Annotated in this window: 17 protein-coding genes and 2 tRNA genes; 7 read left to right on the top strand and 12 right to left on the bottom strand. The window is 35.6% G+C overall.

What is annotated here, in order from left to right; genetic code table 11:
- The gene (locus ABS768_RS16365; protein WP_408076039.1) at positions 1-990 is read left to right on the top strand and encodes a PorP/SprF family type IX secretion system membrane protein; all 990 of its coding nucleotides are present in this window, start codon (positions 1-3) and stop codon (positions 988-990) included.
- Positions 991-1,416: 426 nt separating this feature from the next.
- Here ABS768_RS16365 and ABS768_RS16360 read toward each other — a convergent pair whose 3' ends face one another.
- Both ABS768_RS16360 and ABS768_RS16355 read right to left on the bottom strand, forming a co-directional pair.
- A complete protein-coding gene (locus ABS768_RS16360) occupies positions 1,417-2,355 on the bottom strand; it encodes a hypothetical protein (protein WP_408076038.1) in 939 nt (312 codons plus the stop codon).
- A 647-nt stretch (positions 2,356-3,002) separates the two neighbouring features.
- On the bottom strand, positions 3,003-3,581 hold the full coding sequence (locus ABS768_RS16355; protein WP_408076037.1) for a hypothetical protein: 579 nt from the start codon (positions 3,579-3,581) through the stop codon (positions 3,003-3,005).
- A gap of 169 nt (positions 3,582-3,750) precedes the next feature.
- Here ABS768_RS16355 and ABS768_RS16350 point away from each other — a divergent pair, with 169 nt between their 5' ends.
- The 3 genes from ABS768_RS16350 to ABS768_RS16340 all read left to right on the top strand — a co-directional run bounded on the left by ABS768_RS16350 (position 3,751) and on the right by ABS768_RS16340 (position 5,575).
- The gene (locus ABS768_RS16350; RefSeq protein WP_408076036.1) at positions 3,751-3,897 is read left to right on the top strand and encodes a hypothetical protein; all 147 of its coding nucleotides are present in this window, start codon (positions 3,751-3,753) and stop codon (positions 3,895-3,897) included.
- A gap of 225 nt (positions 3,898-4,122) precedes the next feature.
- On the top strand, positions 4,123-4,728 hold the full coding sequence (locus ABS768_RS16345) for a DUF6705 family protein (protein WP_408076035.1): 606 nt from the start codon (positions 4,123-4,125) through the stop codon (positions 4,726-4,728).
- Positions 4,729-4,987: 259 nt separating this feature from the next.
- A complete protein-coding gene (locus tag ABS768_RS16340) occupies positions 4,988-5,575 on the top strand; it encodes a hypothetical protein (RefSeq protein ID WP_408076034.1) in 588 nt (195 codons plus the stop codon).
- Positions 5,576-5,847: 272 nt separating this feature from the next.
- Here ABS768_RS16340 and ABS768_RS16335 read toward each other — a convergent pair whose 3' ends face one another.
- The 5 genes from ABS768_RS16335 to ABS768_RS16315 form a co-directional block, all read right to left on the bottom strand.
- On the bottom strand, positions 5,848-6,144 hold the full coding sequence (locus ABS768_RS16335) for a hypothetical protein (RefSeq protein WP_408076033.1): 297 nt from the start codon (positions 6,142-6,144) through the stop codon (positions 5,848-5,850).
- 8 nt (positions 6,145-6,152) lie between these two features.
- The gene (locus tag ABS768_RS16330; RefSeq protein WP_408076032.1) at positions 6,153-6,392 is read right to left on the bottom strand and encodes a hypothetical protein; all 240 of its coding nucleotides are present in this window, start codon (positions 6,390-6,392) and stop codon (positions 6,153-6,155) included.
- A 57-nt stretch (positions 6,393-6,449) separates the two neighbouring features.
- Positions 6,450-6,522, bottom strand: a tRNA-Met gene (locus ABS768_RS16325).
- Between the two features lie 95 nt (positions 6,523-6,617).
- Positions 6,618-6,983 (bottom strand): hypothetical protein, encoded by a 366-nt coding sequence (locus tag ABS768_RS16320; protein ID WP_408076031.1) that lies wholly within the window; start codon positions 6,981-6,983, stop codon positions 6,618-6,620.
- 59 nt (positions 6,984-7,042) lie between these two features.
- A tRNA-Met gene (locus ABS768_RS16315) sits at positions 7,043-7,115 on the bottom strand.
- Between the two features lie 116 nt (positions 7,116-7,231).
- Here ABS768_RS16315 and era point away from each other — a divergent pair.
- From era to ABS768_RS16300, 3 genes are all read left to right on the top strand, one after another.
- Positions 7,232-8,116: a GTPase Era gene (era, locus tag ABS768_RS16310; protein ID WP_408076030.1), complete on the top strand. Its 885-nt coding sequence runs from the start codon at positions 7,232-7,234 to the stop codon at positions 8,114-8,116.
- 98 nt (positions 8,117-8,214) lie between these two features.
- Positions 8,215-9,522 carry a ribosome biogenesis GTPase Der gene (gene der, locus ABS768_RS16305; protein WP_408076029.1) on the top strand — a complete coding sequence of 436 codons (1,308 nt, stop codon included), beginning with the start codon at positions 8,215-8,217 and terminating at the stop codon, positions 9,520-9,522.
- 87 nt (positions 9,523-9,609) lie between these two features.
- Positions 9,610-12,414, top strand: a complete 2,805-nt coding sequence (locus ABS768_RS16300) for an outer membrane beta-barrel protein (RefSeq protein WP_408076028.1) — start codon at positions 9,610-9,612, stop codon at positions 12,412-12,414.
- Between the two features lie 82 nt (positions 12,415-12,496).
- Here ABS768_RS16300 and ABS768_RS16295 read toward each other — a convergent pair whose 3' ends face one another.
- Genes ABS768_RS16295 through ABS768_RS16275 form a run of 5 tightly spaced genes read right to left on the bottom strand, consistent with a single transcriptional unit; the run spans position 12,497 to position 15,641 of the window.
- Positions 12,497-13,285 carry a TPM domain-containing protein gene (locus ABS768_RS16295; protein WP_408076027.1) on the bottom strand — a complete coding sequence of 263 codons (789 nt, stop codon included), beginning with the start codon at positions 13,283-13,285 and terminating at the stop codon, positions 12,497-12,499.
- Positions 13,286-13,723, bottom strand: coding sequence for a TPM domain-containing protein (locus ABS768_RS16290; protein ID WP_408076026.1), 438 nt, complete (start codon positions 13,721-13,723; stop codon positions 13,286-13,288).
- Positions 13,724-13,734: 11 nt separating this feature from the next.
- A complete protein-coding gene (locus tag ABS768_RS16285) occupies positions 13,735-14,322 on the bottom strand; it encodes a LemA family protein (protein ID WP_408076025.1) in 588 nt (195 codons plus the stop codon).
- Between the two features lie 12 nt (positions 14,323-14,334).
- Complete coding sequence (locus tag ABS768_RS16280; RefSeq protein WP_035135955.1) at positions 14,335-14,664, bottom strand: MerR family transcriptional regulator; 330 nt, start codon at positions 14,662-14,664, stop codon at positions 14,335-14,337.
- Positions 14,664-15,641, bottom strand: a complete 978-nt coding sequence (locus ABS768_RS16275; protein ID WP_408076024.1) for a M23 family metallopeptidase — start codon at positions 15,639-15,641, stop codon at positions 14,664-14,666. Before ABS768_RS16275 ends, ABS768_RS16280 begins: the two co-directional genes overlap by 1 nt.
- Positions 15,642-15,674 lie beyond the last annotated feature (33 nt).

The raw sequence follows: 15,674 nt of genomic DNA, 5'->3' as shown, positions 1-15,674 counted from the left end.
ATGAAAAGAATAGTAATAATTACAATCATAATATTGGCATTTAATACCACTTGGGCTCAGGATCCTATTTTTACCCAGTATTTTATGGTGCCACAAACAGTAAACCCGGGCTTTACAGGTTTTATGGAAACTACTTCCATAGGTGTAATGCACAGAACTCAATGGCCGGATGCCTCACTGAAAATAAACAGCGATTATGCTTTTTTAAACACTTGGTCTGAAGAGATGAACAGTGGTTTTGGTGTAAACTTTTTGAGTCAGAGGGAATCGTTCACAAACTATCAGCTATCACAGGTTAATGCATCCTATGCCTACAGGGTACAGATATCAGACTACTGGTACTTCCATCCTGCCCTTGAAGTTGGTTTCGGGACAAAATCATACGGTTTTCAAAACCTTGTATTGGAAGACCAGCTGAACCTTGGTACCGGAGTAATCGATGCCACCAGTATAGACCCACTTGCACTCAATGAGAAAATAACCTTTTTTGATATTGGTGCGGGAGTATTGTTTAACAATGAGGAATGCTGGTTTGGAGCATCGTTAAAACACCTTAACAAGGCAAACATATCATTTATGCAGGCTGGTAACCTCCCTTTGGAAATGCTTTTCTCCCTAAATGCGGGCTACGAGTTTAAGCTTTCTAACTTTACAAATACTTTCCTTCCTTACAACTCTAAGTTATTGTTTACGGCCAATTATATGCAACAGGCGAAGTACAACAGGTTTGACCTGGGAATGGGAATTATTTTTGAAAGGGTATTTGTGGGTGCCATAGCTGCTACAAATCCGGCAAAAAATAACGGAAACAGTAACCTGTTAACTTCAATCAATCCTTATTTCGGATTAAAATATGAACATTTCAAAGTTGGATATTCCTACGATATACTAACTAATAATATGGGACGAACCGGAGGTATACATGAATTCTCGCTAATTTATCAGTTTAATTGGGAAAAACAATGTCAGGGTTGCCCTGATTATTATTAAAAGTGAAAGAGGTAGGAAATTCCCACATCCTACCTCTCCATCCAAACTAAGTTATACACCAATACAACTAGTTAATTCTTAACTATACTAAAAGTAGACATGAAAATACAGTTTAGAAAACGGAAAACCATAAAAAAAGCAGGGCGACCCTACCCTGCCATACACATCTAATACAAATATTTAACTAACATATTTATCTATTAATCAACAACCTAAAAATAATAAAGTGAAATTAAAAAACAAATATTATAATTAAATTATAAATATTAATGAATAAAAAAAGGCAGGGAATTCCCTGCCTTTACACCCAATTTAAAAAAGCTTACGGTATAGCTGATTATTAACTTTACTAAATCTACTTTATTAAAAATAATTAGCAATATTTTATTTAAAAATTAATTAAATCTTAAGAATAAATTATTGCTTCTACTTCAAATCAAAACAACTGAAAACCAATCCAGCCCCAACTGCCTGATAAGTTACCCTACTCTCCCCAAATACTAAACTGTCAAAACTGGCTTTAAACTCTAATGAAGGTATTATTTTGTATCCCAAAAACACTCCCCCGTTTAAAATAGAAATTTGGTTGGCTCCTCTTACCAATAGCCTTTCATAAAAAGCCTGACCTCCCTGCTTATATGTGACTGTAATTCCACCATAAAATTTTGAGCTAATATTATAAGACAAGTGATTTTCAAGATAAAACAAAGCTTTTTGCGTCATTTTACCAAAACCACCTCTACTCGCTTCATCATTTGGAGTAAAAAACTGAATCCCCGGGCAGGTTTCCAGCCATAATATTTTTGAGGTATTATTATTTATTCTAATCTGCATTGGTAACCCAAATTCAAAAGCCATTCGATTAGAACCAATATTAATAAGGTTATCAGAGCTATAACTCGTCTTATCAGAATACCAAAACCTAAACAGACCATTCATATTAAACTTTTCCGGATTGGTCTCAAAAAAATCAGTTGAATTTTTAGCATAATTATTAATAATACCCATTTCAAAAGCAATATAACCATCAGCAAAACCTTTCTCCTGAGCATCAGGAATAGGAGTCTCTTTTAAGGTAACATTGAAAGAAGTCACCCTGGCAACCATAGCGGATACTTTTGTCCACTTACCTCTTATCGCAAAAGTATGAGAAAGTGTAACGGGTATAACATTTGCTTCCGCTTTAATTACCGGTGTGTAATAATTACCAAAAACAAGTAAGTTTTGATCCATATTCATATACCTTACCTCTGCCTGCCACATTCCTGTAGGAGTAGGTAAATGTATACGCGCCTCGTCTGTTTGGGCTTGTAACTTGAAATTAGATAATAAGAAGAGAGTAAGAAGTAGTATTATTTTTCTCATGCAATGGTAAGATTTATATTAAATACATTTTTAAAACAAAATTAAGAGCCTGAATACTTAGACTTTTTATTTTGAAAATAATACCTGTACAAATCAAAAAGTAAGGTTATAAAAAAACCTAAAAACAATGAAGAAGAAAATGACAAATAATTAAACATATAATGTGAATTAGTTGTCCCTGTTGATTCTACAAAAAAAGTTCTATGACTATTTTTCCATCCCTGAAAAAATGCAAATAATAATATTAATGCATAAACTTTTAGTCGAATATAATCTTTTCTTTCAAATTTCATATTAATGTAATTTAATTTGTTACTACTTTACAATTGACATTAACAATTGTGGTATATGTTACTTTTGCATCATACATATAAACTTTAATCCCTGAATCACCTCTTTGAAAAGAAGTTATAAAAGACTGACTATTTTGATGTATTTATTTATGACGACGGATATAAAGGTCTAACTATAGGTTGCGAATTAGGAGCTTCACTACGCTTTCAAATTAACAAAGTGATTGTCGTACCTAGCATAAATTTCTCAAATGATTCAAACGGAAATAGTTTTAGCGAGTTGGCTTTAAAAGTAGGTTGGCAACTGTAACCATCTTGGCACTTTACTGCTTCGCACTTTGTTTTTTGTGGTTATTATTGTTGCTCACAGCCGAGCTTACACATCTTGTAAGCATCCTGATTTGTTGATTTAATTTTTTGATATATTATCCATGTACTAACAACTGATTCTTCTTTGTTTTTAAGAACATTCTCATAATTAAAAGCCAAAACATTAGAGTTTCCGCTATATGTACTTTCACAATGACAAGGATCTACTTCTGGTCTTCTTATAGGATCAATAATATCAGCCAAGTCCCACTGTTTAGAGTCTTTCAAAGCTAAATAACCCCCCTTATTAGACCCTTTCATAACAGAATATTTTTCCTTTAATACAAAATATTCTTTTTCTGCTTCTTCATAACTTTTAAATGAGGTATTTCCAATATTTTCTTTCATTACTTCCAGAAAAATATTCTCATAACACATCTCATAAAACTTTTTACGGAAATATATTTTATTTATGTATTCTCCGGCTGCCTGCTCATAATCTTTATAACTTTCAGATTCAATCATTAAATTGTATTCATGCTTTAGATTTTCATTTACTGATTTTTCCTGAGCAGTTGTAAATTGAAAAATCAGAATTAAAATTAATACAATATTTTTTTTCATAATACAGTAAGGTTGGTTAATCAAAGATAAACCATTTTTTAAAATCATAATAGAAAAGCTACAAAAACACCCTAACATTCTCAAATTCTGACTACTCCACACTAACCTCCCCTAAAACTCACACTTCAAAATTTCTCTAAAGCATCTTTGCAATGTGATTCAATAACACATGAGCAATTTTGACATTCTATTATACAGGGAAATTAAAAACGGTAAGCATTACGACACACTAATACCAAAAACTACCTGTAAAAGCACTTATCTGGGTGATGGCATGACCGACTTCTCAGTACAGGAAATGGCTTCAATGGTATAGCCATTTCAGGGAAGCTTACCGTTGATAGCTGTTAATTTGCTGTTAATACCACAAAGCACATTCTATTGGAGAGCTTTATTCATTACATTAGCTCATGACAAAGGTAAGGTGTTGTCAAAAAAGAATTATTTATTCGTGAAAAGCCGTTCAAAAGAGCGGCTTTTTTTTATACTTAGCTACTGATTATCAATATTTTTAACTACTTTAACTACCAAATAAGAATAAATGAAAAGCTTAATAATAATGTTCATCGCCTTGACAGGGTTCAATATTCAAGCTCAATCATTACCTGTAACATCTACAACTTCACTAACTAATCCTGATATTGACACAAATTTTGGAACAAGTGGAAATTACGCACAAGACACTGCCAATGAAAGAGACCAATATGTTGGCATTTGGCAATACAATCAAAATGGAATATTGTTTCAGGTTAAAATAGAAAAAGTCAATCAACTATTGTCAAAATGGGAAAATGAAAATGGCACTGTATTTCGCTATACATATTGCGATGTCGTGATTTTTAAGTACAAATTAGTAGTAAATGGTAATCTAATACAAGACAATTTAAACCAAACTAATCTTCCTGACCTTTATCCTTCTGAAGCTATAAAAAAAGGCACTGATGATGATCTATACGGTTCTTTCTATGACATAACAAATAATGTTGCTAGCAGGGTAAGTATAAAACTCTTAAATACAGCTACACCTAAAATAACTTTCAATCTAAGTCAGGGTGCTTATTATTTTCCAAATCCAGACTTGCCCAATAATACAGAACCTTTATTCACCGTACCAACCGGTGAAATAGAAATGGTAAAGATTAATTAAAAAGTATCTATACCTATTAATATAATAGCCCCCCTGAACTGATTTTCAGAGGGAGGGGTATTTATTTTTTAGAAGTCTATTCTTACTAAATCAACAACATTAAAATCGCTTTAACATAATTTATCGATTTTTTATGCATTTCATCGACTTGATTTTACTTTTTTTTCTTCTGCTTTTTTATTTTGTAGTGTAAAAATGGCCATCCTTACCGTGAATTCCGAAAAACGAAAGAGTAGGACAAATTTTTAAAAAAACAGAGATGAAAATTAATGTATTTCAAAAATTTATTTTATTTACCGTTTTTGGTAGTTTAATGATATCTTGTACTTCTGATGATAACAGTACAAATATTCAAACTAAGACAATTGAAACTCAGTTTAAGTCAACCTCTAGTGCAATGATAGAGTTTGAAACAACATTGAAAAATGTATCTTTGAAAGTTGCTGAAATTGTAAAAAGTGAAGGATATAGTAAAGATCCTGAGAGCTATGAAGAAACATTAAACTTAGCAATGGCTCCTTTGGTTGTTCCAAGTAGAAAACTAATTACAGAAGCAAAAATTACTTCGGAAGAGGCACCCGCTATTTCAACCCTTACTGACCTTCAGACTATACAAACTGGTCTTTTAATTTATACTCATAATACTGTCCAAAATGATGATCCTTCAGTACTAGACTGCGTAGCCAGAGCTTTTGTTGGGCTTGAGCTCCATGAAGGATTTTGGGGAAGCTTCGCGACTAGACGTGCTTTAGTAACTGCAATAGGAAAAGTAGCCTCTAGGTATTTAGGAGCTATAGGTGTAGCATTAATTGTTTATGATTTTACAGACTGTATGGGATGGATATAATATTTAATATAGTATTTATCGTATTTTTTTCTATCGTACTGATAGTATACATTAAGAATGTATCAATACCTAATTTAAAAAAGTATAAACTAGGGATTATAAAAACTTTTACGCTAGGAAAGTCAATATTACTTCCAATGATATTTTTGTACTTTCTTGTTATTAAGGCAGCAAAAGTTGTTGAGCATCTTAATTAAACTACAAAGGGTTGTCTTATTGCTTTGAGGCAACCCTTTTTTATATATTAAAAATAATTTTTAATAATCAATAAGTTAGAATAATCTTCCGGCAGTCTGCATCAATATCACGGAGATACTTTGTACCTCGCTCATCTTTGCCTTAGCCTTCTTACGGTTAACCAGCCATACTTTAAACTGTGTCACACGGCTTTTAAAATCAGGATAGGCGCTTTCGGCCTGTAACTTCTTGGCAATGTCCATGGCAAAATCTATGGCTTCGGTAATGGTTTTGGCCGAATTAATATTTACAGGTTCCTGTGGCTGCAACTGAAGTTCCCGGCATGCTTCTTTCTCATACGGATTAAAACCGTTGGCCAGTATTGCTTCCACCGATTCCTTTACGAGCTTGGCGGCTTTATTTCTATCGCGTAAGGTGTCATAATCATTGATATTAAATAAATGTTGGGCTGGCGTTCTAAATGCCCATTTTCGGGGTTGCGGAAGGTGTAATAAACATACCAACGGGCAGATAAATCACCGCCGGCATCAAAGATACTTACCTTCCCATACTGTTTTTTCTTTTTCAAATTGTGTTCAGATTCCTGTTCAAATTGCAAAAGTCTGTAAATAGAAAGCATAAAAAAACGGTTTTAAATTGCTTTAAAACCGTTTAAAATCAAGCGCTAGCTTCTTAGTAGCGGGAACTGGACTCGAACCAGTGACCTTCGGGTTATGAGCCCGACGAGCTACCTACTGCTCTATCCCGCGATGTTTCAGGTGCAAATATACAACATTATTATTGAAATACCTCGATCTATCTAATTTAATTGCCATTATTATTTATCAAAGAATAAACTAATAGGTTACCATTCATCACAACCTATTATATGCACAGCAATACTATCCCTTCTCTTTATAGTAAATTCTTCTGAACCAGCTGTTTTAATTATACTATCTCCTACACTATAGTTATAACTTCCTGAGAAACCTTTTGAGTATTTAGTTTTCCTAATTGCAACCATAAAAGCTAATTCCATGTTATCAACCTTAATATACTGATAAATACCATGTCCATTTTTATACTCTATTATCCCCTTAATAGCCATAGCTTTCATCTTACAAAACTCTTTGTTTTCCTCACTGTTAAATGTGACAAAAGAATAATAATTGTAAGCAATAACTACAATTATAAAAACAGTTCGCAAATACTTAAGCGCCTTTTCCTTCATAGCTTTCAATTTAAAAACTAAAAAAAAAAGGCTTCACATATGTGAAGCCTTTTACTTAGTAGCGGGAACTGGACTCGAACCAGTGACCTTCGGGTTATGAGCCCGACGAGCTACCTACTGCTCTATCCCGCGCTGTTTCGAGTGCAAATATACGACCATTATACAGAACTACAAGAAAAACACACAAAAATCTTTTTATTTCTTCTATTGCGCTGATATGACTACCTTTGCAGCATAACTTTTTTTATATGTCACATAAAGCAGGCTTTGTAAACATTATAGGGAACCCTAATGTAGGGAAATCTACCCTAATGAACGCCTTTGTAGGCGAGCGCCTATCTATTATAACCTCTAAAGCACAAACTACCCGCCACCGTATACTGGGTATTGTGAATGGAGAGGATTTCCAAGTTGTGTTTTCAGACACTCCCGGAATCATTAAACCCGCTTACGAACTACAAACATCCATGATGGACTTTGTAAAATCGGCCTTTGAAGATGCCGATGTACTTATCTATATGGTTGAAGTAGGCGAAAAAGACCTTAAGGATGAAGCATTCTTTAAGAGAATCATTCACGCGCAAATACCGGTATTACTATTACTTAATAAAATAGACAAGTCGTCTCAGGAACAACTGGAGGAACAGGTAACACTTTGGAAAGAAAAAGTACCAAATGCCGAAATCTATCCTATATCGGCACTGGAGAATTTTAATGTGAAAGAAGTATTCAACAGGATTATTGAATTACTACCTGACTCCCCTCCCTATTATCCTAAAGATGCGCTTACCGATAAGCCTGAACGATTTTTTGTAAACGAAACCATACGCGAAAAAATCCTTTTGAATTATGATAAGGAAATCCCTTATTCCGTAGAAATTGAGACCGAGGAGTTCTTTGAAGATGAAGACATCATCAGGATAAGAGCCGTTATTATGGTAGAGCGTGACACCCAAAAAGGTATCATTATAGGAAACAAAGGGGCAGCCATTAAAAAGGTAGGAATACAGGCAAGGGAAGAACTGGAAAAATTCTTTGGTAAAAAAATCCACCTTGAAACCTTTGTAAAAGTGAACAAAAACTGGCGTTCTAACCCATTCCAGCTTAAACGTTTCGGGTACAACCAAAAATAAAACAGTAACTCAAAAACATAGCAAAAAAACTAAGTTACAGGCTGTTTAGCAATTTTAGCAGTTTATATGTACTTTTGCAAAAAATTTAAAACAACGAAATGAACAATATCGTAGCTATAGTAGGTAGGCCTAACGTAGGAAAATCTACTTTTTTTAACCGACTGATACAGCGCAGGGAAGCTATCGTAGATTCTGTTAGCGGAGTAACGCGTGACAGGAATTACGGAAAAAGCGAATGGAACGGAAAAGAGTTTTCTGTAATAGACACAGGAGGTTACATTAAAGGTTCTGACGATATTTTTGAAGGAGAAATCCGTCGTCAGGTAGAACTTGCTATTGATGAGGCCGATGTTATCATATTCGTTGTAGACGTAGAAGATGGCATAACTCCTATGGATGAAGAGGTAGCCAAACTCTTACGTAAGGTTACTAAACCCGTACTTCTTGCCGTTAACAAGGTGGACAATGCCATGCGTGTTGACGATGCTATTGAGTTTTACAACTTAGGACTTGGTGAGTACTATACCATTGCCGGTATGAGCGGATCGGGTACCGGAGAACTTCTGGATGCTTTAACCGACCTTTTACCGGAACCGGAAGAAGCAGATGAAGAAGAAGCACTACCACGCTTTGCTGTTGTAGGACGTCCTAACGCAGGAAAATCATCATTCATAAATGCACTTATTGGTGAAGACAGATATATAGTTACTGATATTGCAGGCACTACCCGCGATGCTATTGATACGAAATACAATCGTTTCGGTTTTGAATTTAACCTTGTAGACACGGCTGGTATACGTCGTAAAGCCAAGGTTAAGGAAGACCTTGAGTTTTACTCAGTTATGCGATCGGTAAGAGCTATTGAACATAGTGATATCTGTATACTTATGATAGACGCTACCCGTGGTTTTGAAGGTCAGGATCAGAGTATTTTCTGGCTGGCAGAAAAAAACCGTAAGGGTGTGGTAATCCTGGTTAACAAGTGGGATCTTATCGAGAAAGATACCATGAGTACACGTGATTATGAGAAAAAAATACGCGAAGAGCTTCAGCCTTTTAACGATGTACCAATCCTGTTTGTTTCTGCTTTGACTAAGCAACGTTTACTTAAAGCACTTGAAACTTCAGTACAGGTATTTGAAAACAGGAAACAACGTGTTGCTACCTCTAAGTTAAACGAACTGATGTTGCCTATTATAGAAAACAATCCGCCACCGGCGCTAAAAGGTAAATACATTAAAATCAAATACTGCATGCAATTACCTACAGCAACTCCGCAGTTTGTATTTTTCTGTAACCTGCCACAATATGTAAAAGAACCTTACAGACGCTTTATAGAGAACAAGTTAAGAGAGCATTATGACTTTTCGGGCGTACCAATAGACATCTATTTCCGTCAGAAGTAAAGTTTTCCTTGCTTTTAACATACTAAAATCATTAATTAGCTGTTTAATAAGACATACCTTACTAACCAGCTAATTTTTTTTATCGCTATGAAAAAGAGTTCCTTACTCCTCTTTTTATTTTTAATGTTCTCAACATTTTGTTTTGCCCAAAATATAACCCTTAAAGGAGTTGTTACTGACGACACTAACTACCCTCTGGAATCGGCAACGGTTTATTTAACTTCTGTAAAAGATTCAACAGTAGTAGACTACACCATTACTAAAAAGAATGGATCGTGGGAAATGAAAACCCGAAAAATTGACGAGCCTGTTTACCTGAAAATTTCTTTTATCGGAATGGCCAGTTACACTAAACGGTTTGAAATTCTTAAAGCAGACGATGATTTTGGCACCATTGTCCTTAAAGATAACGCAACCGAACTTAGTGAAGTGGTTATTAAAGGAGAAGTACCTCCTATCCGAATAAAATCAGACACACTGGAATTTAACGCCTCTTCTTTTAAAGTAAGGCCCGATGCCAATGTAAAGGAGCTTTTAAAACAATTACCCGGAGTGGAAATTGATGATGAAGGTAAAATAACCGTAAACGGAAAGGAAGTAAACCAGATATTAGTGAACGGCAAGCCGTTTTTTGACAAGGATGGTAAAATAGCCCTTCAAAACCTGCCTTCAGAGATTATCAACAAAGTCCAGGTTACCGATACAAAAACCAAAGAAGAAGAACTTTCGGGTGAAAAAGCCAGTGGTAATAACGCCAGTATTAACCTTACTATAGATGAAGACAAAAACAAAGGTGTTTTTGGAAAAGCTATGGCAGGGTATGGTAGTGACGACCGCTATGAAAGCAGCCTTCTCTTTAATTACTTTAAAGACAAGCAACGATTTAGTGTACTTGCCTCATCAAACAATATTAATTCTACCGGCTTCTCCATGGATGAAATTTTCGACAATATGAGAGGCGGTCGTAATAGTAATATATATTACAGCGGAAACGGAAGTTTTAATATTAATGGTGTACAGTTTGGAGGCGGATCAGGTATAACAAGGTCCAACATGGTAGGTATTAGTTTTTCAGACACATGGTTTAAAAAGCTCGACCCTAACATAAACTACTTTTATACCAGCGCCAATAATGAAAATGAAAGCAAGATTCGAATGGAATCATTCCTGACAGATGACGGTACCGGAATTGCCAAAAAAAACATTACGAACTCAACTTCTAAAAGTGAGAGCGATCAATATGCTCATAATGTAAACACTCAGTTTGAGTACAAAATTGACTCAACTTCTACAATTAACTATAGCCCGAGATTTACAAAAAGTAACACAAAAAACCGAAACACCTCATCACAAAAAACCTCTAATCAGGACGATGTTTTAATCAATGAGAGCGCCGGAACCACATTCTCTGAAACTGACGCAAACAACTTTGAAAGTAATTTAGATTACCATAAAGCATTTAGGCATAAAGGCAGAGGGATTAGCCTGTCACTATACAATGAAAACAACAAGAGTGAAGGAGCTAATTACAACCAGTCTGACACTTACTTTTATGAAAACGGCAATACAAGATCAGACATAAGAAACCAGGTTAGATACAACAGAAAAGCGGTTGACAATTATAGGCTTAGAGCAAGATACTCTGAACCGGTAACCGATTCACTTAAACTGATAATTAGCGCTGAATACACCAGCAATCAGCAAATTGAAGACAGAGAAGGATTTAACTTTAATGAAGAAACCGGTGACTTTTCAATAGCCAGCGATTCATTAACTAATTACCTTTCCTCAAGAACGAATACTGTAACACCTATCGCAGGGATAAGCATCAATAAAAGCAAGTATTCACTTACTTTTGAAGCAGGAACATCAATCTCACAATTTGACAACTTTTCAAGCTATCTGGGAACGAACTACAATCTTAATAAAACATACATATACCCTAGTGTAAACTTATATGGTAATTATAGGTTAAGCAAATCAAAGTATCTATATGCAAACTACAGCTACGATGTTTGGTTCCCACAGGCAAGTCAGGTACTACCGGTAGAAGACTTCAGCAACCCGCTCTATACCTTTATAGGAAACCCGGATCTTGACCCAAACAAATACCACAGCTACTATTTATCATTCGGTAATTATGATTACTCTACCAGGTCAGGATATAATATTTATGGCGGAGGTAATTATACTACCAGTGATATAGTTGACAAAACCACTATAGATCCTAGCGGTAAAAACACAACTACCTATACCAATGTTTCGGGAGTATACGGCACATGGTTTGGAGCAAGCGCTAATAAAACATTTAAAAAAGACGAGCACTCTTTTAGAGTAAACATTGGAGTAAGCGGAGGTTATGACAAAGGAAAGGCGTTTACAAACAATATACAATATGAGTCAGACTCATATCGTATTTCTCCAAAAATCGGAATAAATTATGATTTTGGCGAGTTATTAAACATATCACCTTCATACAAGTACACCTACCGAAAAACAGACTATACAAATTTCAATGTTGATTCACGATCTAATTTTACCCACGTAATAAACCTGCAAACAACCAGTTACTGGCCTAAACATTTTGTTTTAGGAAATGACTTTGGGTACACCTACAACTCACAGCTTTCAGATGGGTTTAAGAAAGACTTCTTTTTATGGAATGCAAGTTTAGGATATAACTTTTACAACGACCAGTTATTGTTTAAAGTAAAAGTTTACGATATTTTAGATCAAAATCTGGGCACATCAAGAACCATATCATCAAACTTAATTTACGACCAACAAAACACTGTTTTAAAGCGCTATGTAATGTTCTCACTTACTTATAAGATTAAAAAGTTTGGCGGGAAAGAAACTAAAAGCAGAGGAAATAGTTTTTGGATGTTCTAAATTACATTCAAGATATTCATAAAAAAGAGGCTGCAAATTGCAGCCTCTTTTTTATTTTATATAAACCAGTGTTAGATCATTTTTACCAGCCTCCTGAAGCGCCGCCGCCGCCGAAACCGCCGCCGCCGCCAAAGCCACCGAAACCGCCGCCGCCGGAACTTCCTCCAAAGCCGCTACCGCCGCCGAAACCGCCGCCACGACCTAAACTGCTTAATATTATTATATCGGCTAAAGTAGAACCTCCAGACCTGTTACCACGACCACCGCCACCGCCACCTCTGCGGGATAGTATTGAAATAATTATAATAAATAAAAATATAAAAAAGAAAACCAATCCTCCACCAACACCTTTCCCTCTTTTAGGCTCTCCTTTATATTCCCCCTTCATTACCTGCATAATTGCAGTTGTACCTTTATCTATACCGGCATAATAGTTACCCTTCTTAAATTCGGGAGTAATTTCATTTTCTATAATTAATCTTGCAACCGCATCTGTAAGTAAGTGCTCTGTACCATAACCTGCCTGTATAGTTACCTTTCTGTCTTGTATCGCTACTAAAACCACTATACCATTATCCTTACCTTTTTTACCTATTTCCCATTTATGACCTATATCTGTCGCATATCGGGCTGGCAATTCCCCCTGAGTCGTATTCACCACCATTACAAAAAGTTCTGTAGAGGTTGTATCACTATACACTTTTAGTTTATCATACAAAGCCCTGTATTCTGCCTTAGAGAGTGTATTTGTACTATCAATAACAGGAGGTATAAAATTGGGTTTTTCAGGTATTTTAACGGTTTGCCCAAAAACTACATTACTTAAAAGCAACAAAGTTAAGAGCATTATATTTTTAAACAATTGTTTCATTTAGCTTTTTGAAATTTCATTAGACAGTTCGTTTTCATCATCATCAGTATATGGGAAATAACTTTTTAAGCGCTCGCCTGCCTTTAATATTCCCTGTACCAAACCGTCTTTATATTTTTTTTCTTTAAAGTGAGAAATAATCAAATCTTTAGTACTGTTCCAAAAATCTGCCTCAACAACCTTATCGATTCCCTCATCACCAATTATAGCAAAAGTATGATCACTAACTCCTACATAAAACAAAACTCCGTTACGTGCAGCAGTAGTCTCCATGCCTAATTGATAAAAAACCTCCTGAGCTCTTTCGAGTGGAGGTTTTTCTGAATGATTTTCGATATGTACCCTGATTTCTCCCGAGGTGTTTTTCTCTGCTATTACTATCGCATCAACAATTTCTTTTTCTTCTTCGGGTGTTAAAAATTCTTCGGTTACAGACATTCTATTATATTTTATTTAAAATCAAATTCAACATCCGGAGCTTTTTCAGCACCTTCTTCAGCTTTAAACCTAGCCATATCTTCAAAACCAAACAAATTGGCAAAAATTACGGCCGGGAATTTATGTTTTTTAATATCATAAGTATTAACCGCCTCATTATACCTATCGCGTGTCACATTTATCCTGTTCTCAGTACCCTCAAGTTGAGATTGCAATGCCAGAAAATTCTGATTTGCCTTTAATTCCGGATAACGCTCCACAGAAACCAATAGTCTTGATAAAGCTCCCGACACTCCGTTTTGCGCCTGTTGGAATTGTGCTAACTGTTCCGGTGTAATATTAGTAGGATCTACGTTTACAGCTGTAGCCTTTGCACGGGCTTCGACAACCTGAGTTAATGTTGTTTTCTCAAAATCGGCTGCCCCTTGTACAGTTTTCACTAAATTACCTATTAAATCATTTCTCCTTTGATAACTGCTTTCAACATTAGACCAAGCTGTTTTAGCATCTGCCCTAACAGCTACTAAACCGTTATAAGATGAAACACTCCAAATTCCTAAAATTGCAATTACTACAATAACAATTATCCACTTTTTCATTTATGTTTGTTTTTAAAGTTCGTTTTTAATGTTTAATAAACTTGTTTTAATAGCCTCTAATTTACGAATTATCTCAAACTTATCCAGAGTTTTTTTCTGCCCCTCCTTTAAGTGTACCTTTGCGCCTTCAAGCGTAAAACCTCTTTCCTTCACTAAATGATATATAAGTTGTAGGTTTTTAACATCTTCGGGAGTAAACATCCTGTTGCCTTTGGCATTCTTTTTTGGTTTAAGGACATCAAATTCCTTATCCCAAAACCGTATTAGTGATGAGTTCACGTTAAAAGCAGTGGCAAGTTCGCCTATGCTATAATATCTTTTTTCAGGCAGGTCTAAATGCATTAGTCAAGCGATTGGTTTTCCTGATTAGCTAATTTAGAAATTAAAACGTATTCTTTTGCAGAAATGTTTCCGTAATAGAAGTTAATAGGGTTAATAACCTCTCCCCCTTTGTGCACTTCATAGTGCAGGTGAGGCGCTTCAGACCTACCGGTACTACCCACAAAACCAATTACATCTCCCCTTTTTACCTTTTGCCCCACTTTTACATTGTATTTACTAAGGTGAGCATAAAGGGTTTCATATCCAAAACCATGCTTAATTACAATATGGTTACCATAACCCGTAGCTCTGTTATCAGCACGTTGCACTACCCCGTCTCCGGTAGCATAGATAGGCGTTCCGGTTTTAGCCGAAAAATCCATTCCGGCATGAAACTTCCTGATTTTGGTAAACGGGTCACTCCTGTAACCAAAACCTGACGCCATATGTCTCAAGTCTTCATTCTTTACAGGCTGTATCGCAGGTATGGCAGCCAATAGTTGCTCCTTATCTTTTGCCAGTTTTGCGATTTCATCTAATGATTTAGACTGTACCGCAAGTTCCTTAAGCAGTACATCCAGTTTATTTGTGGTATTGATTACAAGGTCAGAGTTATTATATCCCTCCAGTTCTTTATAACGGTTAACACCGCCAAAGCCTGCTTTGCGTTGTTCATCAGGTATTGCAGATGTGTTGAAGTAAGCCCTGTACAGGTTATTATCCCTGTCCTCAATAGCCTCAAGTGCGGCAGTGGCTTCCTCCATCTGCTTACTGATTATCTCATAGTTCACCTTAAGGTTCTCTATCTCACGTGCCTGTAGCTTATCTTTTGGGGTTTCAAAAAACGGAGTATTTAAAAGCACCACAAAAGCCAAAAAACCAAAAAGTGCCGAAGACACTAAAAAAAGCGCCACAACACCAAGTCGTTTTCCCTTTTTGGGTTTAATTTTACGATAAGCCAGATTTTCTGTATCGTAATAATATTTTACCTTCGCCATGTTCTAATTTATTCTATTTTTGCACCTTAGATA

The sequence above is a fragment of the Flavobacterium rhizophilum genome (assembly GCF_046000485.1).
Classification (GTDB): domain Bacteria; phylum Bacteroidota; class Bacteroidia; order Flavobacteriales; family Flavobacteriaceae; genus Flavobacterium; species Flavobacterium rhizophilum.
The sequence above is the reverse complement of the archived record's forward strand: the minus strand, read 5'-3'. Positions and strand labels throughout refer to the sequence as shown.

Bases quoted from the DNA above. Each gene is read 5' to 3' on its own strand.
- ABS768_RS16300 (WP_408076028.1), top strand. From the start codon at position 9,610: ATGAAAAAGAGTTCCTTACTCCTCTTTTTATTTTTAATGTTCTCAACA.
- ABS768_RS16345 (WP_408076035.1), top strand. From the start codon at position 4,123: ATGAAAAGCTTAATAATAATGTTCATCGCCTTGACAGGGTTCAATATT.
- ABS768_RS16295 (WP_408076027.1), bottom strand. From the start codon at position 13,285: ATGAAACAATTGTTTAAAAATATAATGCTCTTAACTTTGTTGCTTTTA.
- ABS768_RS16340 (WP_408076034.1), top strand. From the start codon at position 4,988: ATGAAAATTAATGTATTTCAAAAATTTATTTTATTTACCGTTTTTGGT.
- ABS768_RS16330 (WP_408076032.1), bottom strand. From the start codon at position 6,392: ATGCTTTCTATTTACAGACTTTTGCAATTTGAACAGGAATCTGAACAC.
- ABS768_RS16285 (WP_408076025.1), bottom strand. From the start codon at position 14,322: ATGAAAAAGTGGATAATTGTTATTGTAGTAATTGCAATTTTAGGAATT.
- ABS768_RS16320 (WP_408076031.1), bottom strand. From the start codon at position 6,983: ATGAAGGAAAAGGCGCTTAAGTATTTGCGAACTGTTTTTATAATTGTA.
- ABS768_RS16360 (WP_408076038.1), bottom strand. From the start codon at position 2,355: ATGAGAAAAATAATACTACTTCTTACTCTCTTCTTATTATCTAATTTC.
- ABS768_RS16350 (WP_408076036.1), top strand. From the start codon at position 3,751: ATGAGCAATTTTGACATTCTATTATACAGGGAAATTAAAAACGGTAAG.
- ABS768_RS16365 (WP_408076039.1), top strand. From the start codon at position 1: ATGAAAAGAATAGTAATAATTACAATCATAATATTGGCATTTAATACC.
- ABS768_RS16355 (WP_408076037.1), bottom strand. From the start codon at position 3,581: ATGAAAAAAAATATTGTATTAATTTTAATTCTGATTTTTCAATTTACA.
- ABS768_RS16290 (WP_408076026.1), bottom strand. From the start codon at position 13,723: ATGTCTGTAACCGAAGAATTTTTAACACCCGAAGAAGAAAAAGAAATT.
- era (WP_408076030.1), top strand. From the start codon at position 7,232: ATGTCACATAAAGCAGGCTTTGTAAACATTATAGGGAACCCTAATGTA.
- ABS768_RS16275 (WP_408076024.1), bottom strand. From the start codon at position 15,641: ATGGCGAAGGTAAAATATTATTACGATACAGAAAATCTGGCTTATCGT.
- ABS768_RS16280 (WP_035135955.1), bottom strand. From the start codon at position 14,664: ATGCATTTAGACCTGCCTGAAAAAAGATATTATAGCATAGGCGAACTT.
- der (WP_408076029.1), top strand. From the start codon at position 8,215: ATGAACAATATCGTAGCTATAGTAGGTAGGCCTAACGTAGGAAAATCT.